This is a genomic window from Thiomicrorhabdus cannonii (assembly GCF_013391695.1).
Lineage (GTDB): Bacteria > Pseudomonadota > Gammaproteobacteria > Thiomicrospirales > Thiomicrospiraceae > Thiomicrorhabdus > Thiomicrorhabdus cannonii.
The window spans coordinates 188,476-214,059 of sequence record NZ_JACBGH010000002.1; the positions used below are offsets into that span (position 1 = coordinate 188,476).

Genomic DNA, 25,584 nt, shown 5'->3' on the forward strand with positions numbered 1-25,584 from the left:
ACAAAGGCACGATACCTTGATCGTGCCTTTGTTGACAAACTTAAAACTTGATGAGCGCCGAGCCCCAGGTGAATCCGCCGCCAAAGGCTTCCATTAGCACCATTTGGCCACGCTGGATACGGCCGTCACGCACAGCTTCATCCAAAGCCAGCGGCACGGACGCGCTCGAGGTATTAGCGTGCTTGTTCACCGTGACCACTGTCTGGTCATCGCGCAACTTCAGCTTTTTGGCCGTAGCGCTGATAATGCGCAAGTTGGCCTGATGCGGCACCAGCCAATCCAGGTCTTCCTGCTTGATGCCGTTGGCCTCCAGGGTTTCACCAGCGATGCGGCTCAGCGTGTTGACCGCTACCTTGAAAACCTCGTTGCCTTTCATCGCCATGGTGCGCTCCGCCAACTCGTCCGTTTGCGGCAACTTGGACGGACCGGACGGGACATGCAACAGCTCTTCATACTGACCATCGGCATGGATATGCGTGGAGAGAATCCCCGCTTCGTGAGACGCCTCAAGAACCACCGCACCGGCACCATCGCCGAACAATACGCAGGTATTGCGGTCTTCCCAGTTGGTGATGCGCGACAGGGTCTCTGCCCCCACGACCAAGGCGCGTTTAGCCATACCGGTTTTAACAAACTGGTCGGCGACACTCAACGCATACACAAAGCCTGAACAGACCGCCTGCACGTCAAACGCCGGGCAGCCGTGAATACTCAAACGCTGCTGCAACAGGCACGCGGTACTCGGAAAAATTTTATCCGGGGTCGTCGTCGCTAATACGATAAGGTCAATGGAGTTCGGATCGATTCCAGCCATTTCAATGGCCTTGAGAGAAGCCTGTTCTGCCAAATCGCAGGTGGTTTGCCCGTCGGCGGCGATATGACGCTGCTCAATACCGGTTCTCTCGCGAATCCATTCATCACTGGTGTCGACTATCTTTTCAAGATCAAAATTAGTGAGGATTTTTTCGGGAAGATAGCCACCGGTTCCGATAATGCGACTGTAGATTTTTTGACTCATAAGAAACTGTTTCTTCTATTTCATCTGCAACACTGAGCGCATTGCAAACTTATTATGGTTCCTCGGCTGCTTTATAAAAAGCATGCCAAACCGCACTCAGTCGGTCTGGCTGGAGCTCTGATGTTTAATCAGTTTGGAGACTTCAGCCGAAATCAGCGCCGGCACATTTTTAGTCACTTCCAAACGTGCTTCGGCAATCGCATGCAAAAATGAAAATTGATCAGCGCCACCATGGCTTTTAATCACAATTTTCTGCAAGCCTAAAAGCGAGGCACCATTATAACGGCGCGGATCGACTTTGTCTTTGAATGCGCGCAGAACAGGATAGGCCAACAGACCAACTAGTTTAGTCAGGAGATTCTTATTAAAGGCGTTCTTCAGGTAGAAGGAAATCATCTTGGCCACCCCTTCGCTCGCCTTGAGGGCTATATTGCCATCAAAACCGTCGCAAGCGATGACGTCGGTATTGCCTTTGTAAATATCATCCCCTTCCACATAACCGATGTAGTTGATCTGGATGCCTTGCAGAATCTGATGTGCATCCTTGATGCGCTGATGCCCCTTGATCTCCTCTTCGCCGATGTTCAACAAACCGACACGAGGTCTGGGGTTGTCATCCACCGCCTTGGCCAAGACCGATCCCATGACGGCAAACTGCGCAAGCGTTTCGCCGTCCACCCCGACGTTCGCCCCCAGATCAAGTACATGCACATGCCCTTTCATCGTAGGCATGGACGTACAGATCGCTGGGCGGTCGATATCCGGCAGGGTTTTCAGGACAAACTTGGCCACCGCCATCAAAGCACCGGTATTCCCCGCGCTGACACAGGCGTGTGCCACATCTTCCTTGACAAGATTCAAGGCGATACGCATAGAGGATTGGCGTTTGTTACGCAAAGCCTTGGACGGCAAGTCATCCATTTCAACGACTTGGTCGGCGTGCTCTACAGTAATGCGGGAGGCATCGTACTGATGCTTGGACAGTTCAGCATTAATCAAATCGGCTTTGCCGACAAGAATAATGTGAATATCTGAGAATTTGGACAGGGCATCCAGTGAAGCGGGGACGGTGACCGAAATACCATGGTCACCGCCCATTGCGTCTATTGCAATATTGATACTCAAGACAAATTAGCCTTTATCTTGAACAACTTTTTTACCTTTGTAGTAACCATCAGCCGTTACATGGTGACGACGGTGAACTTCACCTGAAGTTGCATCAACAGTCAAAGTTGGTGCAGTCAGAGCATCGTGTGAACGACGCATGTCACGTCTTGAAGGGCTCTTACGGTTCTGTTGAACAGCCATGTCTATCTCCTAATTTTTAAAAATCTACTTCTTTAATCCTTGCAAGATTGCAAAGGGATTAGGCTTTTGAACGCTGCTGCTAGACGCATCAGGCTCATCGGCGATTACTGCATCATCCTCGACGGAATCTTCGGCATTTTCATACCGCATTGAACTGCCTGTCTTGACGGGTGCCAGCGGAACGCACAACAGCAGCTCCTCTTCAACCCACTCGGGAAGAGAAACTTTCTCCTCCACCAGTTCAAAGATTTCAACATCGTTTGGAATCTCGTCCACCAGCGCCGATCCTTCGACCAACACCCCTTTGATTTCGGATTTAACCGGATAATCAAAAGTTTCCAAAGAACGCTGACATTGCAGGTTCAGACTGGTTTCCAATCTCATGACAAAGGCTGGCAATTTCAGCGCCTTATCATAAAAAAAATCCAACTCAACGATCACTTCGCGATCATGGTCTACCACGAGCTCTTTCAGGCGCTTAAAACGCCCTTGATTGACTCGCGCCCTAATATGCTTATTATGGTTAACCAGATTAAGCGGATCGATCAATTCGGGAAGCTTTTCAAACATAGCGGCGAATCATACTCCCATCGCTTGATTAAGTCAAAAAAAACACGCGTTTTTTGCATTTTTTCTTTCCGGGAAGAAAAAACAGTAAATATTCTTTAAAACAAAGAGATACTCGCCATTTTCCGCAACCGAAACTCTATATTATTGATACCGTCACAGTTATGCAATCGATCCTCTCAAAAAGCCAACTTTCCCCTATCGTTTTAGGCTCCTCTTCGACGTTCCGCAAACAGCTGCTGCAAAAACTGCAACTGCCGTTTTCGCAATTTGCACCGGACATCGATGAAACCCCACTCAAAGGCGAAACGCCGCTGGCCATGATCGAACGATTATCGCGCCTCAAGGCCGAAGCCGTGGCCAAACGGTTTCCCGATGCCATCGTCATCGCCTCCGACCAGTGCGCCGTGTTTGACAACCAACCGATCGGCAAACCGCACACCCATGAAAACGCCGTCAAACAACTGCAACGTTTCAGCGGTCACAGCGTGCTATTTTACACCGGCCTGGCGGTTTTCGATCCCGTCGCGCAAAAATATTATCAAAGCCTCGACACCACCGAAGTCCGCTTCAGAAAACTCGAAACCGCCACCATTGAAAACTACCTGCGTGCCGAACAACCCTACAACTGCGCCGGCAGCTTTAAATCCGAAGGCCTTGGCATCACCCTGTTTGAAGGCATCAACAGCCAAGACCCTAACGCCTTGATCGGCCTGCCACTGATTGAACTCACCGGCATTTTCAGACAAATGGGCATTATTCTGCCCTTGGCCGACTAAGCGTCAGACGCCCCCGACCCGGCCTGTTGAGTTATTTTGGCGCGTTTTTCTCGGAATTAAACGCGCTGCACCAGCCACGCGTGCAGCTGATGCAAATTCTCAAAGGTCGCGAGCGGATTAAATACCTGCAAAGCTTCGGCCTCATGCACACCATGCGTCAGGGCGACACGATCCATATTAATATTGTGTGCCATCTCCATGTCAAAGGTGGTATCCCCCACCATCAAGGCATGCTCCAGCTCCACCTCAAGCTCCTCGAGAATCTGCTGCAGCATCAACGGATCCGGTTTGGAAGCAGACTCCACCGGTGTGCGGGTGATGTCAAAATAAGGACCGAAACCACACTCTTTCAGCACCTCATCCAAACCGCGGCGGCTCTTGCCGGTGGCAATCGCCAGCTTGACCCCTATATTCTTCAGGCTGAACAGCATCGCTTCAGCCCCTTCAAACGACTCCATCGCCACCTCACACTCGTGCAGAAACGACTGCGTGTAAGACTGCGCCATCGCCTGCAGCTGCGCTTCGGTGGCATCGGGATACAACCCCAGCATCGCCTTATCGAGACTCAGGCCGATAATCTGCTTGGCCTCATGCGCCGGCAATACCGGCAAACCGCAACGCTCCGCAGCGGCCTGAATCGAGGCGACAATACGCGCCTCGGAGTTCATCAAAGTGCCATCCCAATCAAAGATAACCAACCGATACTTTTTCACATTCACTTCCAATTCACTATCCCTCTACCCGGCCTGTTGAGTTTTCCGACAGCACCGCAATAATTTTTTCAAAATCCGGCCACAAAGGCGCTTCAAGCAGCATCCATTGTCCGGTGACCGGATGCGTGAATCCTAAAAACTGCGCATGCAACGCGAGGCGCTTCATCCCCAACGGACGGTAACGCTTATTGAATTCACGATCGCCGTATTTATCGTCTCCCAACAAGGCACAACCTTGCGACAGGGCGTGCACGCGAATCTGATGGGTGCGGCCGGTTTCCAGTTTCACCGACACCAGGTCACAGCCCTTCAAATGCTGCTCCAGCGTAAAATAACTCACCGACGGTTTGCCGTCCGCCGCCACCGACACATGCCAGCCGCCGTCCGGCAGATGCTCCTTCTTCAACGGCAAATCGACCTTATGCTTGCGCTTCGGCCACTGCCCGGAAACGATCGCCAGATAGCGCTTCTCAAACTGATTGTCGCGAATCTGCTGCTGCAGCGCTTTTAATACGGACGCTTTTTTGGAAATCAACAGGCAACCGGAAGTATCGCGGTCGATACGGTGCACCAATTCCAGGCGCTTGGCCAGCGGACGCAACTGGCGCACTACCTCGATCAACCCCCAGTCCACACCGCCACCGCCATGCACGGCCACGCCGGCTGGCTTGTTAATCACCATCAAATCGTTATCTTCGTACAGAATGTTTTCTTCGATACGCTGCAACTGCCCCAGAGGAATCTCCCCCTCTGTCACCACTTTGGTCTCAGGCACCACAACCGGCGGAATACGCACCATATCGCCTTCATGGACACGATCAGACGCTTTGGCGCGCCCCTTGTTGACACGCACCTCGCCCTTGCGAATAATACGGTAAACCAAGGTCTTAGGAACTTTTCTTAGAAAGCGCATTAGAAAATTATCAAGCCGCTGCCCCTCATCCTCCGAGGTCACTTCCACCATTTGCACCTTCGTCAAAGGCGCTTTTTGTTCTTTCATATCTCTCTCTTACGCATTCGGAACGGCACGGATACCATCCGCAAAAACCCCGATTCAGACAGGCTGTTGATCGGGCTGTTGATTAAATGTGCATAAGTTTACCTGTTAGTGCAGAAGATGTCATTGCATGACGCCAAAATGAGTGATATATTTGCGAGGCTTATTTTGTAAGCGATGGTTAGAGATGGCACAACTCAAAACTGTGCAAGGAATTTTACGACACCCGTTGGAATTCACTTAAGAAATTCAACGTTTTAGTAACCACATCAAAAACACATCTTACAGACGATACAGCGATTAAGTGCGCTCTCATTCGCCCATTACGGCCAAAAAAGCGCGCGGCAAAAATCAGTGGTCGCAGCTTCTTTCAACTTTAAAAGCCATAAGACGCCCAGCTGATGACACGGGACACAGTGATTTACCACGGTAGACCCCCAAATTCCAATAGCAGAGTAACTGTTTTACCACTCTGAAAAAGGAAACTGGCTAGAGCTTGAGCAGAATAACAATAAAATGACTCAAGCTCGATAACAGTGTTGTACAAATCAAGTTGGCCAAGCCAACCGGAAGCCGCCGGCCCTCAAGAGCCAACCGCTCGGGGAGAAACAGCGCAGGATTGATTCAAAGCTGAATCAAACAGGACGAAAACGCCCCTGACGCCAAACGCCGCCGCTCAACCGCACACAAACGACAACAATTGCCAGCCACAGGCCTACCCGCTTTATGTAAATCGCCCCGTTACTCTGCCCGCCGTATCCTCTGGATGTTGTTTAACAACTTAAAGAGAACTGCATGAAAAGAATGCTGATAAATGCGACTCAGCCTGAAGAGCTGCGCATTGCCCTGGTCGATGGACAGACCTTGTACGACCTAGATGTCGAAACCCCACACCACCAAAAGAAAAAGGCCAATATCTATAAAGGCCGCATCACCCGCATCGAACCCAGCCTCGAAGCCGCGTTCGTAGACTACGGCGCTGAACGCCACGGTTTCCTGCCATTCAAAGAAATCGCCGACGAATACTACCCTGACAGCAAGCCGGAATCCGGCCGCTTCACCATCAAGGATGTGCTCAAAGAAGGCCAGGAAGTCATCGTTCAGGTACAAAAAGAAGAGCGCGGCAACAAAGGTGCGGCCCTGACTACCCAAATCACGCTGGCCGGCCCTTATACGGTGATGATGCCGAACAACCCGAAAGCCGGCGGCATTTCACGCCGCATCGAGGGTGAAGACCGCTCGGAAATCCGCGACGCACTGCGCGACCTGGACATTCCGGAAGGCATGGGCATGATTATCCGCACCGCCGGTGTCGGCAAAAGCGCCGAAGAGCTGCAATGGGGTGTGAATTACCTGATCCAGCTATGGGACGCCATCCTTAAAGCCGCCAACGACCGCCCTGCGCCATTCCTGGTTCACCAGGAATCGGATATCGTCACCTTGGCGATCCGCGACTACCTGCGTCAGGATATCGGCGAAATCCTGATCGACGACATGGACACCTTCCACCGCGCCCGCGAGTTTATCCAGCTGGTCATGCCGCAACAGGTCTACAAGGTTAAGCCCTATCAGGACAAAGTCCCTTTATTTACGCGCTACCAGATCGAATCACAGATCGAATCGGCCTATCAGCGCGAAGTGAAACTGCCTTCAGGCGGTGCGATTGTCATCGACATCACCGAAGCCCTGACGGCGATCGACATCAACTCCAGTCGCTCGACCAAAGGCGGCGACATTGAAGAGACCGCTTTCCACACTAACATGGAAGCGGCCTGCGAGATTGCACGCCAATTGCGCCTGCGCGACATCGGCGGCCTGGTGGTCATCGACTTTATCGACATGCACTCCAGCAAACACCAGCGTGACGTCGAGAACAAAATCAAAGACGCGGTTAAATCCGACCGTGCGCGCGTACAGATCGGCAAGATCTCGCGCTTCGGCCTGTTGGAAATGTCGCGCCAGCGTCTGCGCCCTTCTATCGAAGAATCCACCCAGATCGTCTGCCCGCGTTGTAACGGCGTTGGCGTGATCCGTGGCGTTGAATCGCTTGGTTTGTCCATCCTGCGCCTGCTGGAAGAAGAAGCCATGAAGGAAAACACGCGCCGCGTCACCGTACAACTGCCGGTAGACGTCGCCACTTTCCTGCTCAACGAAAAACGCGCCCAGATCACCCGCATCGAAGACCGCCACAAGCTGCACATTATGATTGTGCCTAACGAGCACCTGCAAACGCCGCAATACAGCCTGGAACGCGTGCGCAACGGCGAAGAGATGGCGCATGGCGCAAGCTACGAAATCAAAACGATGATCCTGCCGGAAGACCACTTGGTGACGGAAGCGCCAAAAGTGATCGTTCAGGAAGAACCTGCCGTCAAAAATCTGCAACCGAGCGCCCCACCGCCAAGTGCGGCCGCAGCGGTTGAAAAGAAACCGGGACTGCTGTCACGCATGTGGAAAGCCCTGGTCAGTTTTGGTGCCGGCGAAGAAGAAAAAGAGGAAGAGAAGCGTCGCGAAGACAATCGCGGTCGCCGAGACGGTCGTCGCGATGGCCGCACCAGTGGCGGACGCAATGCCAATCGCCGAGGCCGCGGGCGTCGCGGTGAAGAAGGTCAGGAAGCGCGTGCACGTCGTGGCCGCGAAACCCCGGAAGCGGTAGAAGTCGTCGAAGAAGCTAAAGAAGCGCGCGAAGCCGCCCCTGAAGCCGGCCGTCAACGCAAAGGGCGTGATCGCAGCCGCCGCGGACGCGGACGCGAGGCCAAACCGGTAGACACTCTGGAAACCGGATTGGAAGGCGCTGAAGAAACCACTGAAGCGCGCCCCCAGGAAAAACCGCAAGCCCCTGCAAGACCGCGCAGAAACGCGGAACGCGCGGAGACGGTAGATGAAGCGGTTGAAGCGGCTGACGTGCAAACCGGCGAAAACGAAGAAGAAGCAAATGAAGGCGGTGAACGCCGTGGCGGCCAGCGCCGTCGCAGCCGTTACAACAGCCGCACCTATAATCGCCGCCGCCGTGCACCGGCCGATGCCGAAAACCTGACGGTTGACGCTCTAATGAATGCACAAGTCGAAGAGTCGGCACAACAGCCAGCAGCGGCAACATCGGTAACATCGGCGGCTGACAGCGAAAGCGCGCCTGCAGCGGCAGCAGAACCCGCCGTGGCAAGCGTAAAAACCGCGGAAGTTTCTGAAGCGGCCCCAGCAGAGCCCGTGAGCGAAGCGAAACCGGCTGCCGATGCAGAACAGACTGCGGTTCAAGCCACTTCCGAGGCGCAAACAGCAACGCCGGTTGAAACGGGTGAACCTGCAACCATTGCATCGGCCGAATCCGCTGAAACAACGGAAACAAGCGCTGAAACGGCAGTTGCGGCTGAACCTGTTAAGACAGATGAGGCAGAAACCGTTAAGACGGATGAAGCGGAAACCGAGAAAGTCAAAACGCAAAACACTTAAAGGTTACGCGCCATCTTTCTAAAAATGAAAAGGCATCTTCGGATGCCTTTTTTATTGCCCTGAAACCACGTCTGATAGCCGGCCTGTTGAGTTTTCAAACCGGGCAAAAAGCGCCGTTAGTCGATATGCTGCTTGCGGATATGGCGCAATAATCCTTCCGATGCGTCGGTGACCATGTCAAACACCAGATCAAAGCCTTGCGGACCGCCATAATAAGGGTCCGGCACTTCGGTCTGCGAAAAATTGTCGGCAAACTCCAGAAACAGACGGATTTTGTCAAAATGCTCCGGCAACGCCAAATCCCGCAGGTTACTGTAGTTGGCCTGATCCATCGCCAGCACATAGTCATACTCGATGAAATCGCCAAAATCCACTTTGCGGGCACGCAGATCGTTCATTTCAATGCCGCGGCCACGCGCCACACTCATCGAACGGCTATCCGGCGGATTGCCCACATGATAGGCATGGGTGCCGGCCGAGTCGATTTCGATGTGCCGCTCCAACCCCTGATCGCGCACCAGCTTGCGAAACACCGCATGTGCCGTGGGTGAACGGCAAATATTGCCCATGCAGACAAACAATACCTTTACTTTTTTAGACATAAGCCTCGTTACCTTCGATAAAATAAGGCAAACATTCTACAGGCCCGTTTTTGAAAATGCACCCCTCACCCATCCATTACAATCCACAGATGCAGTTCTCCGAAGATTGGGTACTGTATGCCGATGAATTCATTATTGTCGCCAACAAGCCTTCGGGACTGCTCTCGGTGCCCGGTCGCGGCGAAGACAAACAGGAATGCCTGATTTCCCATCTCAAAACGGTCTATCCCGACGTGCGCATCGTCCACCGCCTGGATATGGATACCAGCGGTCTGCTGGTGCTGGCGCGCGACGCCGAAAGCCACCGCCTGCTGAGCCGCCAGTTTGAAACCCGCAAAACCTCCAAGACCTATGTAGCACAATGCGCCGGCACCCCTTCGCTTAACAGCGGCCATGTCAATCTGCCGATGATCATCGACTGGGAACGCCGTCCTTTGCAGCATGTGAACTTTCTGCATGGCAAGCACGCCCAAACGTTATGGAAACGCTTGGAGCAACATGTGGACTTTTTCAAGGTGGAGCTCACCCCCGTCACAGGACGTACCCACCAACTGCGTCTGCACATGAAAATGCTCGGCCATCCAATCCTCGGCGACACTCTCTATGCAGACGAGAAAAGCCGCGATATGCGCGCGCGTTTGATGTTGCACGCGCAGCGTCTCGGCTTTACCCACCCCATCACCCACGAACCGATGGAATTCTTCTGCCCGGACGAGTTTGAAGATTACCAATAGCATTGCATCATCAACTGGCATATTTCATGCTTTTGGAATTTTACTCAGAATCACTTTGTGTTAAGGATAAAAAGGCATGTCAAATATCGATCTAGAACAGGATGATAAAGCAACCCTTGAAATGCTCGCCATGATGGGAGAGTTGCCGAATGAAAAAGTCTCCGACGATGACGGCGAACTTGAAGTCGATGCCCTGCTGGATGCAATCAACAACGCCAGCGCCACCGAAAGTGAAACGGCATTGGAAATAGACGAGCCAAGCGTGATGGATGCGGAGGTTGGCAGCGATTATGCCTTTGAGGCCACGCAGCCCGAGGACCTGCCAAGCGAAAACGACAACCTTGACGATATTGATGCCATGCTCAACGATATCGACTCCCTCGCACAAAATGACGAAAGCGAAACGGCACTGGATCTGGATAATCTGGCGGAACCGCCGACGGCAATCGATGATGAAATTGAAGCCTCGTTTTCTGCCGCCTCGCTTGAAGAAGACGCATTGCCAGATGCCGACGGCGAACTGGAAAACGCTATGCTGGCAGCAGAGCCTGCCCCCTCTTTCGAAGACGAACTGCCGGCAGCGGAATCGGTAGACAATCTGCTGGAAGAAGAACTCGAAGAACTTGAAGAAATCGAAGAAGAAAGCGCGCTTTCCGACGATATCGCTATTGGAGAATCGCTGGAAGCTGTCGAAACCGGCGAATCGCTGGAAGCTGTCGAAACCGGCGAATCGCTGGAAGCGTCCCTGCCGGAAGAGGATGCCCTGAGTGAAGAAAGCCCCCTTTCCGACGAAACGCCGACGGTCGATAGCGCACTGCCGGCCTCAAACCTCATGGCTAAGGATGAAGATGACGCTGCTGAAAATGCCCGCATTGTGCAACAGGCAGCCGACACCATCGTCAATATGGAAGACGCTCTGAGCATTGATCAGGAGATTCAGAAGATCGCCGCCGAAGTTCGACTTTCCGCTCAGGAAGCCACCCGCCTGGCACTGGCAACCACACGCAAGGCGCACGAATCGGCCGAAAAAACCCAACAGGCGATCGAAGCCACCTTCGCCGCTGCCGAACGCGCTTTTGAAGCGGCCAAACAGGCAGGATACGAGCTGCAAAACGAAGGCTTGGGCGAACTGCTTTCAAGCAGCGAAATCGATGAACAACTGGCCGCCATCCGCGAGAAGAATGCGCAGTTGAAGACGGTCAACGAAAGCATCAAAAAGCGCATCGCCGAACTGAAATCCTATTAAGAGTAGTCACAAAACACCCAAAGAGCCAGCAATGAACGACGCAAACATGACGGACAGCCTGCTAGAAGAACTGGAACAGTTGGAAGCCTCATCCGAGGCTCTCGACGAACAGTTGGCGCATAACCGCAAGCAGCAGCACCAAGCCACGCAACTCAGTCCGGCAAGCACACTGGATGCCGCCACCCTGGCGCTGGAAGCGGCAAAAACGGCGCAGGAAGCCGCCACCCACAGCCAGAAAGCGGCAGAAGCCTCACTCAACCACAGCCACCGCCAGAAAGAGCAGGTCATCGAGCTCTCCGACGCCAATTACGCCTGGCGTCAGGCGGTTAAAACAGCCACTCATGAACTGCACAGCACGCAGAAACGTTTTGCGATTATGCTGGGCGTGAGTGTGTTTACCAGTCTTGCCGCCGTTTCCGCATTAGGCTGGATGCTCTATAGCATGAACAGCAAAGAGGCCCAATTTAAAGGTGAAGTGCTGGATTTGATTCAGACCGAAAATATCCTGCACGGCAAACAGATCACCGTCAAAGTCGACGAGATTTCTTCTTTGCTGGAGTTGCTGGCGGCCGAGGTGAAAAAGATCACCCCGCAGCAGAGTGCAACCGTTGCCAGCGCCGTGATGGCCAATCCGGCAGAAATTCCGGCCAACGCACCTGCGGAACCCTCCCCGTTAGTGGACTTGCACACCGAGGCGGAAACGCCTGCTGACGATACCCATGCCATTGCCGCAGCCGGCGGGGAGCCCACGGTGCAAACCGAAGCACACAGCGATGATCATTCTGTTGCACCTGCCTCTGACGAGATGACGTCTCCTGCACTGGCGGCGGAAACGCCGGTAGCCGCCAAGCCTGATGAGAGCGAGATCAAGGCGTTGATTGAGCAGATTCTGCAGGCGCAGCAGCAATTGCAGAGTCAAATGCATCTGCAGGCCGGCCATGCGGCCGTTACCCAAAACGGCGGCGGTTTGACTGACGCCCAGCAAAAACAGTTGAACGATATCGGCTGGTTGGTCAAAAAGCAGGCTAAATTGCTCGATGAGATCAAACATAACCTGCAAAACTTGCCGGCTCCGGTCCAATCCGGCAAAGGCAAGTCGGCCGAAAGCGCCAACTACCAGGCGATTCAAACCAGTCTTGAGGAATTGAAAGCGCAAATGGCCAATTTGAAAACGCAACAATCGGCCTTGCAGGAACAGGTGAAAGCCTTGCAGGCGCAGACCGAAAAACTCTCGGCCGCCCCCAAACCTTACAGTTACCGCATTCAGAACTGAACGCGACAACCGCTTCCAAAAACTCAACAGGCCGGCTAGCAATACCCGGCCTGTTGAGTTTTTGGATTGAAAAAAATCGCAGACAGCTGGCGTTTATTACAGCCCTTTACGATAATAATCGTTCACTCCTTCTTTAAAGTGCCGACATCCCGATTATGTCCTTCTTAACCGTTATCACCCTGCTGCTGGTTTACCAACTCATTGGCGAATTGATTGTGCTGGAGTGGACACTCCCCATTCCCGGCCCGGTCATCGGTATGTTGCTGCTGTTGGCGACCCTGCTGATCAAAAAACCGTTGGCCGCGCAGATGCAGGCTTCCACCCAACAAATTCTGTCGCATTTGTCGCTGCTATTCATTCCCGCCGGCGTCGGCGTGATGGTGCATCTGCCGCGCTTGCAACAGGAGTGGCTCGCCATCACCTTGGCGCTGCTGATCAGCACCGTTTTCGGTTTGCTGATCACCGCCTGGATTATGCTATTGATGATGAAACTCTTTAAGGAGCGTATATGATCTCCCATTCGGCCATTTGGGTTTATCTCTCCGCCAGCCCGCTCTTCGGCTTGACGCTGACCCTGCTGTGCTACCTGCTGGCCGTCAAAATCTATGAACGCGGCCGTTACAATCCGTTACTGAACCCGGTGGCGTTATCCATCGTGTTTATTATCGGCATTTTGCTGAGTGCGGACATCGCCTACCCCGCCTACTTTGCAGGCGCGCAATTTATCCACTTTTTGCTCGGCCCGGCGACTGTGGCGTTGGCGATTCCGCTGTATTATCAGCTCGGCAAGTTAAAAACCGTCTGGCTGCCGTTAACAGTCGCCTTGATTATCGGCATCAGCGTGTCCGGCATTAGCGCCTACTACATCGCCCAATGGCTCGGCGCCAGCGAACAGACCATGCTTTCGATGATCCCCAAATCGGTGACCGCGCCGATTGCGATGGGCATCAGCGAAAAAACCGGCGGCCTGCCGACCCTGACGGCGGTCTTTGTGGTGATTACCGGCGTGCTCGGCGCGGCCTTGGGCACCTGGCTATTGAAACGTTTTAAAATCGAGGACGAAGCCGTCAAAGGCGTGGCCATGGGCGTGACGGCACACGGTCTGGGCACCGCGCGCGCCTTTCAGATCAGCCCGCAGATGGGCGCGTTTGCCGGCTTGGCGATGGCGTTGGCGGCGAGCATCTCGGCTTTTATTCTGCCGTTGGCGCTGACCTTCATTCGCGGCTAGACCGGTTTACGCGTGATCAGGTAACCGCCGATAATAATCGGAATAATCCCCGCCACCTGAGAAGCCGTCGGCACCTCGTTCAATACCCAGTAAGCCAAACCCATCGTCATCGGCGGTGAAAATGCAAACAACGCATTGACCTTGGTGATCGGCAACAGATAGATCGCCTCGACCCATAAGACCTTGGCAATAAAAAACACCAGTAATCCGGTGAGCAGCAGCCACCCGGCCTGTTGAGAAATCTGCGCCCATGTTGGCTGCGGTTCCAGCCAGATCGCCAGCACATAAATAAACGGCAAAGCGATGACCGATCTGACCAGCAACACGGTTTCGCTCGACACCTGCGCACGCGACTTTTTCTGGTAGAAATTGGCAATCGGTGCAATCATCGCCGCAATCAACACCAAACCGTCGCCCAGACGCAGACTGTAATCGCTCTTCAACAGAACCAGCAATGCGCCAAGCGTCATCAACGCGGCACCGACAATATGCTTGAGCTGCAGACTCTCTTCGCTACGCCGCCCCAAAAACAGGTAGCTGAACAGAATCTGCAAAAACAGGATAATCGCCACATTGGTGGCGCTGGTGTATTGCAGGCCAACGAAGGTGAAGGCAAACAGCAGGGTGATAAACAGGCTCGTCATGCCCAGATTGAACCAGGCATCGCGGTTTTTGATTTCATGCCGTTTTCCACGCCACAACCACCAAGCTCCGAGGCCGAGCGCCGCAACGACCAGACTGTAAAAATAGGCATGCAGCCCGCCCAGAGCGGCGACGGTAAAAGAGGCAAAAATGGGAAACCACGCCTCAATCAACGTCAGTCCCAGCGCATAGAATTCGCCTTTACGCTGCAAAGTCTGATTCATAAGAAAACCGCCTAGCCTCTGTCGGGAGGCTTTCAAAAATCAATAAATGGCGCCCATTATAATGCCCGCCGTTCTTTTTAAAATGACCGTTTGATCTGCTGCATCACTTCGCGCCCCATTCGTGCAAAGCTCTCACTTATGAATAGATAATCTTAAGTCCGCGCAAATGAATTCTATTTTGATTAAGGTGCCGTAAGCTTTAGACTGAAAAGACCAGGCGATTGCGACCTCTTGCCGCGGTTTCCATCCTGCTTACCCTGCTTCCCCCAACCAAAGGAAGACGTGTATGACTAGCCAAAATACCCCGGAAACGCTGTTTACCGACCCGGTTTGCGGGATGCAGGTTAAACCCGGCCCCTTGCATTGGCAACATGCCGGCACCACTTATTACTTTTGCAGCGACGCTTGCCTACACAAATTTAAAACAGACCCGCAAAGTTATCTCTTGCCCAGCGCGCCCGTGATATCCGCACCGATGGATGAGAAGCCGCTTTACACCTGCCCGATGCATCCGCAGATTCGCCAGAACCATCCCGGAACTTGCCCTATTTGCGGTATGGCACTGGAAGCCGTCCCCACACTTACGCCCGCCTCTGTAGAAAACAACGCCGAGCTGCATCACATGCAACGACGCTTCTGGGGCAGCGTCATACTAACCTTTCCCACCTTTATGCTGGCCATGCTGGGTATTCCTGCCGGCATGCTCCCTGATATTGGCTGGCTGTCTCCCTCGCAAATGCTGCAGTGCGTGTTAGCCACGCCTGTGGTCTGGTGGGGAGGCTGGCCGTTTTTCACGCGCGCATGGCAAAGTCTAACATCGCTCAATCTCAATATGTTTACCCTGATTGCGCTGGGAACCGGCAGCGCCTGGGTTTACAGTGTGATTGCGCTGTTTATGCCGGAGTTATTCCCTGCCTCCATGCGCAATCAACAGGGTCATGTAGACGTGTATTTTGAAGCAGCCGCGATGATTACCACCTTGGTATTGCTAGGGCAGGTACTGGAAATAAAGGCCCACATCAAGACACACGGAGCCATTAAACTGCTCCTTGGCATGGCCCCTAAAACCACATGGAAACTCGATCCGCAAGGTCACGAAATGGCTACACCCATTGATGAAATCATGCCGGGGGACCGTCTTAAAATCAAACCGGGAGAAAAAATCCCCGTAGATGGCATCGTCGTCGAAGGCCGCTCTCATGTGGACGAATCGATGATAAACGGCGAACCCGTCCCCCTACTCAAACAAAAAGAGAGCCCGCTTTTTGCCGCCACGCTTAACGGCTCAGGCGTGTTAATCATGCAAGCGCAAAAAGTAGGCAAACAGACGCTATTCGCTCAAATCATCGCTATGGTATCCCAGGCACAGTCCTCAAAGGCGCCCATTCAAAAAGTGGCCGATAAGGTATCCGCCATTTTCGTTCCCCTGGTGCTATTCATTGCGCTCATCGCCTTTTTCGGCTGGTGGCAATTTGGGCCAGAACCCAGTCTTTCCTACGCGCTGGTCGCCGGCGTGTCCGTACTCATTATTGCCTGCCCGTGTGCGCTGGGTTTGGCGACGCCGGTATCCATTACGGTTGCGCTGGGAAAAGGCGCCACGCACGGAATACTCATAAAGGACGCCGCGGCGTTGGAAACACTGGAAAAAGTCAATCTGCTGATTGTTGACAAAACTGGCACTCTGACCGAAGGACGTCCAAGCCTGATCCAGAGCATCCCCGTGAAAAACCTCTCCGCATCCGAAATTCAACATACAGCCGCGGCACTCGCCGGCAACAGCGACCACCCCTTTTCCAAAGCCATCAGCGCTCATCCCCAAACCGATCCGGCACAACTCAAAACCGTCCAAGATTTTGAGTCCATAACCGGAAAAGGCCTAACCGGCATCATAGAGGGTAAAACTGTCGCCCTAGGAAATCCTGCCCTCATGCAACAATATGGGATACAGACCGCCCCGTTAGAACAACAGATGCAGGAATACACGCAAAAAGGCCATACTGTTCTCTTTCTTGCTATAGACAAGATAATCTACGGCTATCTGGTGCTCGCCGATCAGATCAAAACCGACACGCCGCAAGCCATCCGGAAAATTCAACAGGCCGGGTTAAAAATCGTCATGCTGACAGGAGATAGTGAGCCAAGCGCCAATGCAATAGCGCAGCAACTGAAACTGGACCAGGTAAAGGCCAATGTACTGCCTGGCGAAAAGGCCAAATGGGTGAGCCGCTTCCAACAACAGGGCTATATCGTTGCCATGGCCGGGGACGGTATCAACGACGCGCCCGCACTGGCTCAGGCCAATGTAGGCATCGCGATGGGAAACGGTACGGATATCGCCAAAGAGAGTGCCGACATCACCCTGGTAAAAGGCAATCTTAACGGAATCGCTACCGCCATCCAATTAAGCCGTAGCACCATGAAAAATATCCGCCAAAACCTGTTTTTCGCATTTGCGTACAACAGTGCCGGCATTCCCGTTGCGGCGGGCGTGCTCTACCCGTTTGTAGGACTTTTGCTCTCACCCATGATAGCCGCCGCAGCCATGAGCTTCAGCTCCGTCTCGGTGATTGCCAATGCTTTGCGGCTTGCAAAAATGAAACTTTAACCAACCATTCAATGCAGCGCACGCATTCAGGGTAAAGTTCAAAGCTAAACTTTTTCAGGACAATAAAAAAGCCAGACCTCATTCACTCGTAAGTGTTTGAAAATCTGGCTTTTGAATGTGGTAGCGGGGGCAGGATTTGAACCTACGACCTTCGGGTTATGAGCCCGACGAGCTACCAAGCTGCTCCACCCCGCGATATTGTGACATCGAAGCGTTGTGCGTTCCGATGTGGCGTATTATAGGGAGTCTGAGAAAATTTACAACCCTAATCGGGAAATAAATTAGAAAATGCTTAAGTTTTTTTGGTTTGAATGAATTTCTTAAGGTTATAACGGTAAATAAAGCCGGGAAACGCAAAAATAGCAAACATAAAGAAGGTCACAGCGTAGAACTCCCAGCCTTGGGACTCAACGTGTCCCATGCTTTTATTTTCCAACAGATAAGCCAAAATACCGGTCAGAATAAAATACAGTAGCCATTCTAAAAAGTTAACCAGAAACGATTTGGTTTTAACCTGAATGAACAGAAAAATACGGTTTGCAAATATCCATGGCACATTGGCCAGGATAATCGCGGTAACAAGCAATAGCCAAACTGATTGATCTAGCGTCATGGTTTTTTCCTCTTTATTTACAAAAAAAGCCCGATAAACGGGCTTCTTACATTATTAGCGGTTATTTCAAACCAATACTCTGATAACAAAGTTCGATCAACGAAGACGGCATCAAACCAAGTACCAGCAAGGCGATGGAAACGAAACTGACCGCCCAGTTCAATTGACCACTGACAGGAGCGATTGGCCCAGTTTCTTCCGGTTTATCAAAATACATGGCCTTGACGACACGCAGATAGTAGAAGGCACTGATAACCGCTGTGATCACGGCAACAACCGCAATCCAGATAAATCCGGCTTTAACGACTTCTTCAATGACGATGACTTTGGCAAAGAACCCGATGAACGGCGGAATACCAGCCATCGAGAACATCACAATCAACATCATAAATGCCAACCATGAATTGCGGGCATTCAGACCTTTGAAGTCAGAAATCTTGTCAAATTCATTGCCAGTACGTGACAACGCGATAATCATACCGAAACCAGCAACAGCAGTAATGGCATAGACGATGATGTAGAACATCGCGCCGGCGTAACCGTCAGGATTGGCCGCCAGTACACCCAGCAGCAAGAAACCGGCATGACCGATGCCCGAGTAGGCCAACATACGTTTTAAGTTTTCTTGGACAATGGCAACGATCGCACCAACCACCATTGAAAGTACGGAAAGAATAATGATGAGAGTCTGCCAATCGGCCACCAGTCCTGGCATCCCTTCTGCCAACAGGCGATAGATAATCGCAAACGCAGCAATCTTGGGAGCCGTACCCAAATAAAGCGTGACTGCGGTCGGGGAACCGTGATAGACGTCAGGCGCCCACATGTGGAACGGCACCGCACCCAGCTTGAATGCCAGACCGATGACAATAAAGACAACACCGAACGACAATACCACGGCATCAGCCTTACCAGCCTCGATGATCTTGGCAATTTCCGGGAAGGTGATCGAACCGGTGGCACCATACAGCATGGAGAACCCGTACAACAGAATGCCGGTAGCCAGCGCACCTAGAACAAAATACTTCATCGCCGATTCAATGGCGTCCGACGCATCGCGGCGCAGTGCGATCATCGCATACATCGCCAATGACATGATTTCCAAGCCTAAATACAGCGTAATGAAGTTATGGGCTGAAACCATAACGAACATACCCAAGACGCCAAACAGGCCGAGTACAAAGTACTCACCGCTAAAGAACTTCTGTTGCAACAGGTATTCTTTAGAAAACAGGAAAATCCCCAGTGAAACCAAAACAATAAAGAGTTTTAAAATGTCGGCGAAACTATCGCGCACGAAACTGCCATCAAAGGTAATCACTTGAGCCGTAGCAAAGCTGGACATAATCAGATAGGCAACCACAATCAAAGTCGCTTGCGTTGCGTAGTAAGTCGCAAATTGATAACGCTTTGACCAGAATGTATCCGCAACCAGAATAAAGGAGGTCAGTGCCAACAGCACCATTTCCGGGATTGCGGGTGCAAAAGCAGGTATTACAAAATTCATACTGTTTATTCACCTATTCCAATTAAAGTTTTGACGTTGTTGCTTGAACCAGCAAATGACCAACAGAAGTGTGCATCACCTCCATTAACGGCGCTGGGAACACACCTAATGCAACAACTGCAACCGCAAGCGTTGCCATGATGGCGAACTCACGCTTGTTCAAATCTTGTAGTTGTTCAACGTTTTCATTCGTTACAGGGCCAAAGAAGACGCGTTTGACCATCCATAGCGTATAAGCGGCACCGATGATCAGCGTGAGCGCTGCGATCGTACCGAACCAGATATTTGCTTTGAATGAGCTCAGGATAACCATGAACTCACCCACAAAACCTGAGGTACCCGGCAGGCCGACGTTGGCCATCGCAAACAACACCGCGAACATGACGAACCAAGGCATTTTGTTGACAACACCACTATAAGCTGAGATTTCACGGGTATGCATACGGTCATACAACACACCGATAGCCAAGAACATTGCACCGGAAATGAAACCGTGGGAAATCATCTGCACCATGGCGCCTTCCATACCCAGCTGCGCACCTTGCAAAGAGCCGGTTGACTCGAGGATGTCATACAACACAAACATACCCAGGGTCACAAAGCCCATGTGGGAAATAGACGAATACGCGACCAGCTTTTTCATGTCGCTCTGAACCAAAGCGACAATACCGATATAAACGATGGCGATCAAAGACAGCAGGATGACCAACCAGTCCAACTGCATCGACGCATCCGGCGTGATTGGCAGGCTGAAACGTACGAAACCGTAGCCCCCCATCTTCAGCATAATGGCAGCCAGCACAACAGAACCCGCTGTAGGCGCTTCAACGTGCGCGTCAGGCAACCAAGTATGAACCGGGAACATTGGAATTTTCACGGCAAATGCCAACAGGAACGCCAAGAAAATCAGGGTTTGTGCTGTCATACCTAACTGCATGGTATGCATATCCAGAATCGAGAAGCTGCCCGATTGATAATACATATACAGGAAGCTCACCAGCATGAATACCGAACCGAAGAAGGTATACAGGAAGAACTTCAAGGTCGCATAAACACGGCGCGGTCCACCCCATTTACCGATAACGATAAACATCGGGATCAACAAGGCTTCCCAGAATACGTAGAACAGAATCGAGTCCAGGGCAACAAATACGCCCGTCATCATGCCGCCCATAATCAGGAAAGCACCCATGTATTGTTCAACACGTTCTTTAATGACATCCCAGGCGGAGGCAATGACCAGCACCTGTGTAAACGTGGTCAACAATACCAACGGCATCGAAAGACCATCCACACCCAGGTGATAGTAGATATTGAACGCAGGAATCCATGAGATTTTCTCTTCAAACTGCATCGCCGCCGTGGTGGTGTCAAAACCAGTCCACAAAGGTAGCGACAAAACAAACGTAGCGAAAGCAACGATCAGCGACAACCACTTGGCGACGGTGTCGTTATTGCGGCCTGCAAACAGCACCAATAAGCCCCCGATAATCGGCAGCCAAATCAGAGTACTTAAGATGGGATAACTGGATAACATGTAGTCTAGTTCCTTAACTTATTATTCTTTTATTTACCAAAGTACCCATACCAGCATTGCCAGTAGGCCGAAAATCATCACAAATGCATAGTGATACATATAACCGGTTTGCGTCTGGCGCAGCGATACTGCCGCATTGTAAACCGCCATAAAGGTGTTGGTAACCATACCGGTATCGATCATCTTCTGATCAACCACACGGGTAAAGTAAGCACCCAGTTTGCGTGTACCGTTTACAAATACAATCTCGTTCAAGCGATCGAAACCGTAAGCGTTGTCCAGCATATAGTAGCCGCGTGGACACATCGCTTTCAGCTTCGCAGGCAGGTTAGGCTGCTTGATGTATAAGAACCACGCCAGGAAGACACCCGACAGCGCCAGGAAGACCGGCAACGTCATGAATGAGTGCACGATCATGTCAAACACACCGTGGTAATAGTTGTTGTAAACCGCCATCATCGTATCGTTAGCTGCCGCAACAAATACCGCGCTGCCGAAATAGGTGCCGTTCAACATAGGTTCGATCATCGGCAAGCCCATCAGCACCGCAGGAATCGACAACAGAATCAACGGTACTGTCACCACCCATGGCGACTCTTTCATCTGATGTGTGCGCACATACTCGCTCTCCTCACCGTGGAACACGATAAAGAACATGCGGAAGCTATAGAATGCGGTCACAAAGACGCCCGCCATTAACAACACATAGGCAAAGGTCGAACCAAAACGCTCACTCTCGTTCAAGCTCAGCAGGATGCTGTCTTTGGAGAAGAATCCTGAGAAGCCCGGGAAACCGATCAGAGCCAGAGAACCGATCAGCATTGCCGCATAGGTGATTGGCATATATTTGCGCAGGCCACCCATATCACGGATATCTTGCTTGTGGTGCATCGCGATAATCACCGAACCGGCTGCCAGGAACAACAAGGCCTTGAAGAAAGCGTGCGTCAAAACATGGAACATACCGGCAGCGTAGGCTGAAGCACCCAATGCAGCGGTCATATAACCCAGCTGCGACAGCGTCGAATAGGCCACGACGCGTTTGATGTCGTTCTGAATCAGACCCAGCAATCCCATCATAAATGCAGTCAAAGCACCGGTAATCAATACCACGCTCAAGGCCGTTTCCGACAATTCATAAGCCGGCGACAGACGCGCCACCATGAAGATACCCGCCGTTACCATCGTTGCGGCGTGAATCAAAGCAGAGATAGGCGTCGGACCTTCCATCGACTCCGGCAGCCACACATGCAACGGCATCTGTGCAGATTTACCCATCGCACCAATAAACAGCAGAATCAACATCAGAGTAATCATCGACCATTCAACGCCAGGAATGATTTCAATCATCACATCACGCTGTGTCGTCAGCTGAGCAAAGAACTCTTTGTAATCCATGGTATTGAAGTACACAAATACCATCGCGATACCGAGGATGAAACCGAAGTCACCGACACGGTTCACCAAGAAGGCTTTCAGGTTAGCCTGAATCGCTGACTCACGCTTCATATAGAAACCGATTAACAGGTAAGAAACCAAACCGACCGCTTCCCAACCGAAGAACAGTTGCAGGAAGTTATTGGCCATCACCAACGACAACATCGAGAAAGTGAACAGCGAAATATAGCTGAAGAAACGCTGATAATACGGATTATGGTGGTCGTAATCTTCATCGTGATCCATATAACCGATGGTATAGATATGGACCATCAGGGAAACGAAGGTTACCACCAACATCATCGTCGCCGACAACTCGTCGATCATGAAACCGATTTCAAAACGGATACCGTCCGAAACCATCCAGGTATAGAGCGCCGCGTTATAGGCCTCGTGCCCGTCGATCATGAACAGCTTGAAGACGTAGAACGACAACAGCGTTGAAATCGCCACACCGATAATGGTGGCAAAATGCGCGCCCTTGCGCCCTACCTGTCGGCCGAACAGACCGGCAATCATGGAGCCGACCAGCGGCGCCAATAGAATTACGCTAAGAATAGTGTGCAACATCAACAATTACCCCTTCAGTGATCCAAGATCATCAACGTTGATGCTCTTACGATTACGGAACACAAGTACAATAATAGCCAGACCGATGGCCGCTTCAGCCGCGGCAACCGTCAAAATAAAGAACACGAAAATCTGTCCTGTCACATCGTTGAGATAATGTGAAAAGGCCACCAGATTGGTGTTTACGGCTAACAGGAGTAACTCGATCGACATCAACAAGATGATGATGTTCTTACGATTCAGGAAAATACCCGCCATGCTGATGGTGAATAGAATCGCGCCAAAAATCAGATAATCCGATAATGCAATCACTTGCCTTCCTCCTCTTTTGACGCCACAGGCTTCTCAACCACCGCTTCCATCTTGACCATCGTCAAACGGTCTTTAGCGGATGTTCTATTTTGTTTATTAATATCTTGGTAAAGCACTTCTTTAGGCGCACGACGACGCAATGTCAGGGCGATGGCCGCAACGATACCCACCAACAACAAGACCGCTGCCAATACAAACGCATAAGCGTGGGTGGTATACAAAGGCACTGCAATCGCCTTGGTGTTGCTGTAGTCGGCAGGATGCTGCACAGGGTTACCCGTTACTTCCAAACCGAAGTGCGCAGGCCCCAAAACCATATACATCATCGCGAAGGTGGCGATCGCCGCAATGGCTCCCAATGGTAAATATTTGGTGAAGCCCTCTTTCATCTGTGCCAGATTGATGTCCAGCATCATGACCACAAACAGGAACAGCACCATTACCGCGCCGACATAGACCAGAATCAGCACCAAGCCCAAAAACTCCGCCTGTGCCATAATCCACACGCCGGCAGTCGAAATAAACGCCAGAACCAGCCACAAAGCAGCTTTAACAGGGTTCTTTACCGTAATCACCATCAATCCGGAGATTACCGCCATGGCACCTAATAAATAGAAAATAAATTGCTCAAATGTCATGGAACTTCTCTTTCGTTAACGATATTTCGCATCGGCCGCACGGTCGGCTGCGATCTGTTTCTCGTGCTTATCACCAAACGCCAGCAGTTTGTCTTTGGTCATAATGTGTGGCCCGCGTTCCTGGAACTCATATTCGAAAACACGGGTTTCAACAATCGCATCCACCGGACAGGCTTCTTCGCAGAAACCGCAGTAGATGCACTTAAACATGTCAATATCGTAACGCGTGGTACGGCGCGAGCCGTCTTCGCGTTCTTCCGAATCGATTGTGATCGCATTGGCCGGACAGACCGCCTCGCACAATTTACAGGCAATACAGCGCTCTTCGCCATTTTCGTAACGTCGCAAAGCGTGGTGACCACGGAAACGAGGCGATAATGGCGTTTTTTCTTCTGGGTAACGCACGGTAATCTTTTTCTTGAAAAGGTATTTACCGGTCAAGGCCATGCCTTTGAACAGCTCGGTCAGACCCCAGGTCTTAACTTGATGTTGAATGAATTTAACCATGTTTACCTCGAATTAATTAAACCAAGGACCGACTTTGAAGTATTGCATCGCACCGACAACAAATACCCAAACAATGGTCACAGGAATTAATACTTTCCAACCCAGACGCATCAACTGGTCATAACGGTAGCGTGGGAAAGTGGCGCGTAGCCATAAGAATACGAACAGCAGGAAACTGACTTTAAATGCCAACCAACCAAACGCCGGCACCCATGCAAACAAGGTTTCAAGAAGAGGAATCCCCTCAAACGGCGACAACCAGCCACCCAGGAACATAATCGCCGTCATGAAGGAGATCAGAATCATCATGGCGTATTCCGCCAGCATGAACACACCGAACGTCATACCCGAATATTCAACGTGGAAACCGGCCACGATCTCGGCTTCACCTTCGACGATATCGAAAGGCGTACGGTTGGTTTCCGCCAAACCTGACAGGAAATAGACCACGAACATCGGCAACAATGGCAGCAAATACCAATGCCAGATACCGCCTTGCTGACCCTCAACGATCTCCTGCAGATTCATGCTGCCGGCAATCATCAATACCGTCACCAAGGCAAAGCCCATAGCGATTTCATAAGAGATCTTTTGTGCCGAACCACGCAACGCACCCAGGAAGGCGTACTTGGAGTTTGACGCCCAACCGGCAATGATGGTGCCGTATACCAAAATCGATGACACCGCCAATACATACAGAATACCGGCGTTGATGTCCGACACCACCACTTCAGGCGAGAACGGGATAACCGCCCAAACCGCCACCGCAGGTGCAATTGATAGTACCGGCGCCACGATGAACAGGAACTTGTTCGACTGATTCGGGAAAATCACCTCTTTGGTCATCAGCTTCAACGCATCGGCGATCGGCTGCAACCAACCGCCCGGACCGACACGGTTAGGCCCCATACGCACCTGCATATAACCGATCACCTTACGTTCCGCGTAAGTCAACCAGGCGACCGCCAGCATAATCGGCAGAATGACGGCCACCGCCTGAATCACCAACGTGATCAGAACAGCCAGCCAGTCATACAGGAAACCAGATAAAAAAGCTTGGAGTGCATCAAACATCTA

24 protein-coding genes and 1 tRNA gene are annotated in these 25,584 nt (G+C 51.7%); 8 read left to right on the forward strand and 17 right to left on the reverse strand.

Annotated elements, in window-relative coordinates:
* Positions 1-40 precede the first annotated feature (40 nt).
* The 4 genes from HZ297_RS04080 to HZ297_RS04095 form a co-directional block, all read right to left on the reverse strand.
* A complete protein-coding gene (locus HZ297_RS04080; protein ID WP_218644536.1) occupies positions 41-1,018 on the reverse strand; it encodes a beta-ketoacyl-ACP synthase III in 978 nt (325 codons plus the stop codon).
* Between the two features lie 96 nt (positions 1,019-1,114).
* The gene (gene plsX / locus HZ297_RS04085; RefSeq protein ID WP_178861706.1) at positions 1,115-2,143 is read right to left on the reverse strand and encodes a phosphate acyltransferase PlsX; all 1,029 of its coding nucleotides are present in this window, start codon (positions 2,141-2,143) and stop codon (positions 1,115-1,117) included.
* Positions 2,144-2,149: 6 nt separating this feature from the next.
* The gene (gene rpmF / locus HZ297_RS04090; protein ID WP_178861707.1) at positions 2,150-2,326 is read right to left on the reverse strand and encodes a 50S ribosomal protein L32; all 177 of its coding nucleotides are present in this window, start codon (positions 2,324-2,326) and stop codon (positions 2,150-2,152) included.
* Between the two features lie 24 nt (positions 2,327-2,350).
* On the reverse strand, positions 2,351-2,896 hold the full coding sequence (locus HZ297_RS04095) for a YceD family protein (protein WP_178861708.1): 546 nt from the start codon (positions 2,894-2,896) through the stop codon (positions 2,351-2,353).
* A 161-nt stretch (positions 2,897-3,057) separates the two neighbouring features.
* On the opposite strand from HZ297_RS04095, the gene HZ297_RS04100 reads away from it, so the two are divergent.
* A complete protein-coding gene (locus HZ297_RS04100) occupies positions 3,058-3,672 on the forward strand; it encodes a Maf family protein (RefSeq protein WP_178861709.1) in 615 nt (204 codons plus the stop codon).
* A gap of 56 nt (positions 3,673-3,728) precedes the next feature.
* On the opposite strand, the gene HZ297_RS04105 is transcribed toward HZ297_RS04100, so the two are convergent.
* Complete coding sequence (locus HZ297_RS04105; protein WP_343034761.1) at positions 3,729-4,385, reverse strand: HAD-IA family hydrolase; 657 nt, start codon at positions 4,383-4,385, stop codon at positions 3,729-3,731.
* A gap of 16 nt (positions 4,386-4,401) precedes the next feature.
* Positions 4,402-5,385, reverse strand: a complete 984-nt coding sequence (locus HZ297_RS04110) for an RluA family pseudouridine synthase (protein ID WP_178861710.1) — start codon at positions 5,383-5,385, stop codon at positions 4,402-4,404.
* Positions 5,386-6,177: 792 nt separating this feature from the next.
* Between HZ297_RS04110 and rne the strand changes: the two genes are divergently transcribed.
* Positions 6,178-8,832, forward strand: a complete 2,655-nt coding sequence (rne, locus tag HZ297_RS04115) for a ribonuclease E (protein ID WP_178861711.1) — start codon at positions 6,178-6,180, stop codon at positions 8,830-8,832.
* A 116-nt stretch (positions 8,833-8,948) separates the two neighbouring features.
* On the opposite strand, the gene HZ297_RS04120 is transcribed toward rne, so the two are convergent.
* Positions 8,949-9,434 carry a low molecular weight protein-tyrosine-phosphatase gene (locus tag HZ297_RS04120; protein WP_178861712.1) on the reverse strand — a complete coding sequence of 162 codons (486 nt, stop codon included), beginning with the start codon at positions 9,432-9,434 and terminating at the stop codon, positions 8,949-8,951.
* Positions 9,435-9,490: 56 nt separating this feature from the next.
* Here HZ297_RS04120 and HZ297_RS04125 point away from each other — a divergent pair, with 56 nt between their 5' ends.
* The 5 genes from HZ297_RS04125 to HZ297_RS04145 all read left to right on the forward strand — a co-directional run bounded on the left by HZ297_RS04125 (position 9,491) and on the right by HZ297_RS04145 (position 13,915).
* On the forward strand, positions 9,491-10,168 hold the full coding sequence (locus tag HZ297_RS04125) for an RluA family pseudouridine synthase (protein WP_246261627.1): 678 nt from the start codon (positions 9,491-9,493) through the stop codon (positions 10,166-10,168).
* 76 nt (positions 10,169-10,244) lie between these two features.
* Entirely contained in the window at positions 10,245-11,414 is a 1,170-nt protein-coding gene (locus tag HZ297_RS04130; protein WP_178861713.1) for a hypothetical protein, read from the forward strand.
* A gap of 31 nt (positions 11,415-11,445) precedes the next feature.
* Positions 11,446-12,687: a hypothetical protein gene (locus tag HZ297_RS04135; protein ID WP_178861714.1), complete on the forward strand. Its 1,242-nt coding sequence runs from the start codon at positions 11,446-11,448 to the stop codon at positions 12,685-12,687.
* A gap of 155 nt (positions 12,688-12,842) precedes the next feature.
* Positions 12,843-13,199 (forward strand): CidA/LrgA family protein, encoded by a 357-nt coding sequence (locus HZ297_RS04140; RefSeq protein WP_178861715.1) that lies wholly within the window; start codon positions 12,843-12,845, stop codon positions 13,197-13,199.
* The gene (locus HZ297_RS04145) at positions 13,196-13,915 is read left to right on the forward strand and encodes an LrgB family protein (RefSeq protein ID WP_178861716.1); all 720 of its coding nucleotides are present in this window, start codon (positions 13,196-13,198) and stop codon (positions 13,913-13,915) included. The genes HZ297_RS04140 and HZ297_RS04145 overlap by 4 nt, the downstream gene beginning before the upstream one ends.
* Here the strand turns inward: HZ297_RS04145 and HZ297_RS04150 are convergent.
* Entirely contained in the window at positions 13,912-14,781 is an 870-nt protein-coding gene (locus HZ297_RS04150; protein WP_178861717.1) for a DMT family transporter, read from the reverse strand. The two genes, HZ297_RS04145 and HZ297_RS04150, sit on opposite strands and share 4 nt — an antisense overlap.
* Before the next feature lie 286 nt (positions 14,782-15,067).
* Between HZ297_RS04150 and HZ297_RS04155 the strand changes: the two genes are divergently transcribed.
* Positions 15,068-17,386, forward strand: coding sequence for a heavy metal translocating P-type ATPase (locus HZ297_RS04155; protein ID WP_178861718.1), 2,319 nt, complete (start codon positions 15,068-15,070; stop codon positions 17,384-17,386).
* A 118-nt stretch (positions 17,387-17,504) separates the two neighbouring features.
* Here HZ297_RS04155 and HZ297_RS04160 read toward each other — a convergent pair.
* The 9 genes from HZ297_RS04160 to nuoH form a co-directional block, all read right to left on the reverse strand.
* Positions 17,505-17,581, reverse strand: a tRNA-Met gene (locus HZ297_RS04160).
* A gap of 97 nt (positions 17,582-17,678) precedes the next feature.
* Positions 17,679-17,999 (reverse strand): DUF2818 family protein, encoded by a 321-nt coding sequence (locus tag HZ297_RS04165; RefSeq protein WP_178861719.1) that lies wholly within the window; start codon positions 17,997-17,999, stop codon positions 17,679-17,681.
* A 61-nt stretch (positions 18,000-18,060) separates the two neighbouring features.
* Positions 18,061-19,506, reverse strand: coding sequence for an NADH-quinone oxidoreductase subunit NuoN (gene nuoN / locus HZ297_RS04170; protein WP_178861720.1), 1,446 nt, complete (start codon positions 19,504-19,506; stop codon positions 18,061-18,063).
* Between the two features lie 22 nt (positions 19,507-19,528).
* The gene (locus HZ297_RS04175) at positions 19,529-21,043 is read right to left on the reverse strand and encodes an NADH-quinone oxidoreductase subunit M (protein ID WP_178861721.1); all 1,515 of its coding nucleotides are present in this window, start codon (positions 21,041-21,043) and stop codon (positions 19,529-19,531) included.
* Between the two features lie 33 nt (positions 21,044-21,076).
* Entirely contained in the window at positions 21,077-23,050 is a 1,974-nt protein-coding gene (gene nuoL / locus HZ297_RS04180) for an NADH-quinone oxidoreductase subunit L (RefSeq protein ID WP_178861722.1), read from the reverse strand.
* A gap of 6 nt (positions 23,051-23,056) precedes the next feature.
* Positions 23,057-23,362: an NADH-quinone oxidoreductase subunit NuoK gene (nuoK, locus tag HZ297_RS04185; protein WP_178861723.1), complete on the reverse strand. Its 306-nt coding sequence runs from the start codon at positions 23,360-23,362 to the stop codon at positions 23,057-23,059.
* On the reverse strand, positions 23,359-24,000 hold the full coding sequence (locus tag HZ297_RS04190; RefSeq protein WP_178861724.1) for an NADH-quinone oxidoreductase subunit J: 642 nt from the start codon (positions 23,998-24,000) through the stop codon (positions 23,359-23,361). The genes nuoK and HZ297_RS04190 overlap by 4 nt, the downstream gene beginning before the upstream one ends.
* Positions 24,001-24,015: 15 nt before the next feature.
* A complete protein-coding gene (gene nuoI / locus HZ297_RS04195) occupies positions 24,016-24,507 on the reverse strand; it encodes an NADH-quinone oxidoreductase subunit NuoI (protein ID WP_178861725.1) in 492 nt (163 codons plus the stop codon).
* A 12-nt stretch (positions 24,508-24,519) separates the two neighbouring features.
* Positions 24,520-25,581 carry an NADH-quinone oxidoreductase subunit NuoH gene (nuoH, locus tag HZ297_RS04200; RefSeq protein WP_178861726.1) on the reverse strand — a complete coding sequence of 354 codons (1,062 nt, stop codon included), beginning with the start codon at positions 25,579-25,581 and terminating at the stop codon, positions 24,520-24,522.
* Between the last annotated feature and the right edge of the window lie 3 nt (positions 25,582-25,584).

What these genes read in the sequence shown, in the direction of transcription:
- HZ297_RS04150 (WP_178861717.1), bottom strand. Translation starts at nt 14,781, where the DNA reads ATGAATCAGACTTTGCAGCGTAAAGGCGAATTCTATGCGCTGGGACTG.
- HZ297_RS04155 (WP_178861718.1), top strand. Translation starts at nt 15,068, where the DNA reads ATGACTAGCCAAAATACCCCGGAAACGCTGTTTACCGACCCGGTTTGC.
- HZ297_RS04130 (WP_178861713.1), top strand. Translation starts at nt 10,245, where the DNA reads ATGTCAAATATCGATCTAGAACAGGATGATAAAGCAACCCTTGAAATG.
- HZ297_RS04100 (WP_178861709.1), top strand. Translation starts at nt 3,058, where the DNA reads ATGCAATCGATCCTCTCAAAAAGCCAACTTTCCCCTATCGTTTTAGGC.
- rne (WP_178861711.1), top strand. Translation starts at nt 6,178, where the DNA reads ATGAAAAGAATGCTGATAAATGCGACTCAGCCTGAAGAGCTGCGCATT.
- nuoH (WP_178861726.1), bottom strand. Translation starts at nt 25,581, where the DNA reads ATGTTTGATGCACTCCAAGCTTTTTTATCTGGTTTCCTGTATGACTGG.
- HZ297_RS04175 (WP_178861721.1), bottom strand. Translation starts at nt 21,043, where the DNA reads ATGTTATCCAGTTATCCCATCTTAAGTACTCTGATTTGGCTGCCGATT.
- HZ297_RS04080 (WP_218644536.1), bottom strand. Translation starts at nt 1,018, where the DNA reads ATGAGTCAAAAAATCTACAGTCGCATTATCGGAACCGGTGGCTATCTT.
- nuoN (WP_178861720.1), bottom strand. Translation starts at nt 19,506, where the DNA reads ATGAATTTTGTAATACCTGCTTTTGCACCCGCAATCCCGGAAATGGTG.
- HZ297_RS04165 (WP_178861719.1), bottom strand. Translation starts at nt 17,999, where the DNA reads ATGACGCTAGATCAATCAGTTTGGCTATTGCTTGTTACCGCGATTATC.
- HZ297_RS04145 (WP_178861716.1), top strand. Translation starts at nt 13,196, where the DNA reads ATGATCTCCCATTCGGCCATTTGGGTTTATCTCTCCGCCAGCCCGCTC.
- HZ297_RS04135 (WP_178861714.1), top strand. Translation starts at nt 11,446, where the DNA reads ATGAACGACGCAAACATGACGGACAGCCTGCTAGAAGAACTGGAACAG.
- HZ297_RS04110 (WP_178861710.1), bottom strand. Translation starts at nt 5,385, where the DNA reads ATGAAAGAACAAAAAGCGCCTTTGACGAAGGTGCAAATGGTGGAAGTG.
- HZ297_RS04120 (WP_178861712.1), bottom strand. Translation starts at nt 9,434, where the DNA reads ATGTCTAAAAAAGTAAAGGTATTGTTTGTCTGCATGGGCAATATTTGC.
- nuoI (WP_178861725.1), bottom strand. Translation starts at nt 24,507, where the DNA reads ATGGTTAAATTCATTCAACATCAAGTTAAGACCTGGGGTCTGACCGAG.
- rpmF (WP_178861707.1), bottom strand. Translation starts at nt 2,326, where the DNA reads ATGGCTGTTCAACAGAACCGTAAGAGCCCTTCAAGACGTGACATGCGT.
- HZ297_RS04125 (WP_246261627.1), top strand. Translation starts at nt 9,491, where the DNA reads ATGCACCCCTCACCCATCCATTACAATCCACAGATGCAGTTCTCCGAA.
- nuoL (WP_178861722.1), bottom strand. Translation starts at nt 23,050, where the DNA reads ATGTTGCACACTATTCTTAGCGTAATTCTATTGGCGCCGCTGGTCGGC.
- HZ297_RS04190 (WP_178861724.1), bottom strand. Translation starts at nt 24,000, where the DNA reads ATGACATTTGAGCAATTTATTTTCTATTTATTAGGTGCCATGGCGGTA.
- HZ297_RS04095 (WP_178861708.1), bottom strand. Translation starts at nt 2,896, where the DNA reads ATGTTTGAAAAGCTTCCCGAATTGATCGATCCGCTTAATCTGGTTAAC.
- HZ297_RS04140 (WP_178861715.1), top strand. Translation starts at nt 12,843, where the DNA reads ATGTCCTTCTTAACCGTTATCACCCTGCTGCTGGTTTACCAACTCATT.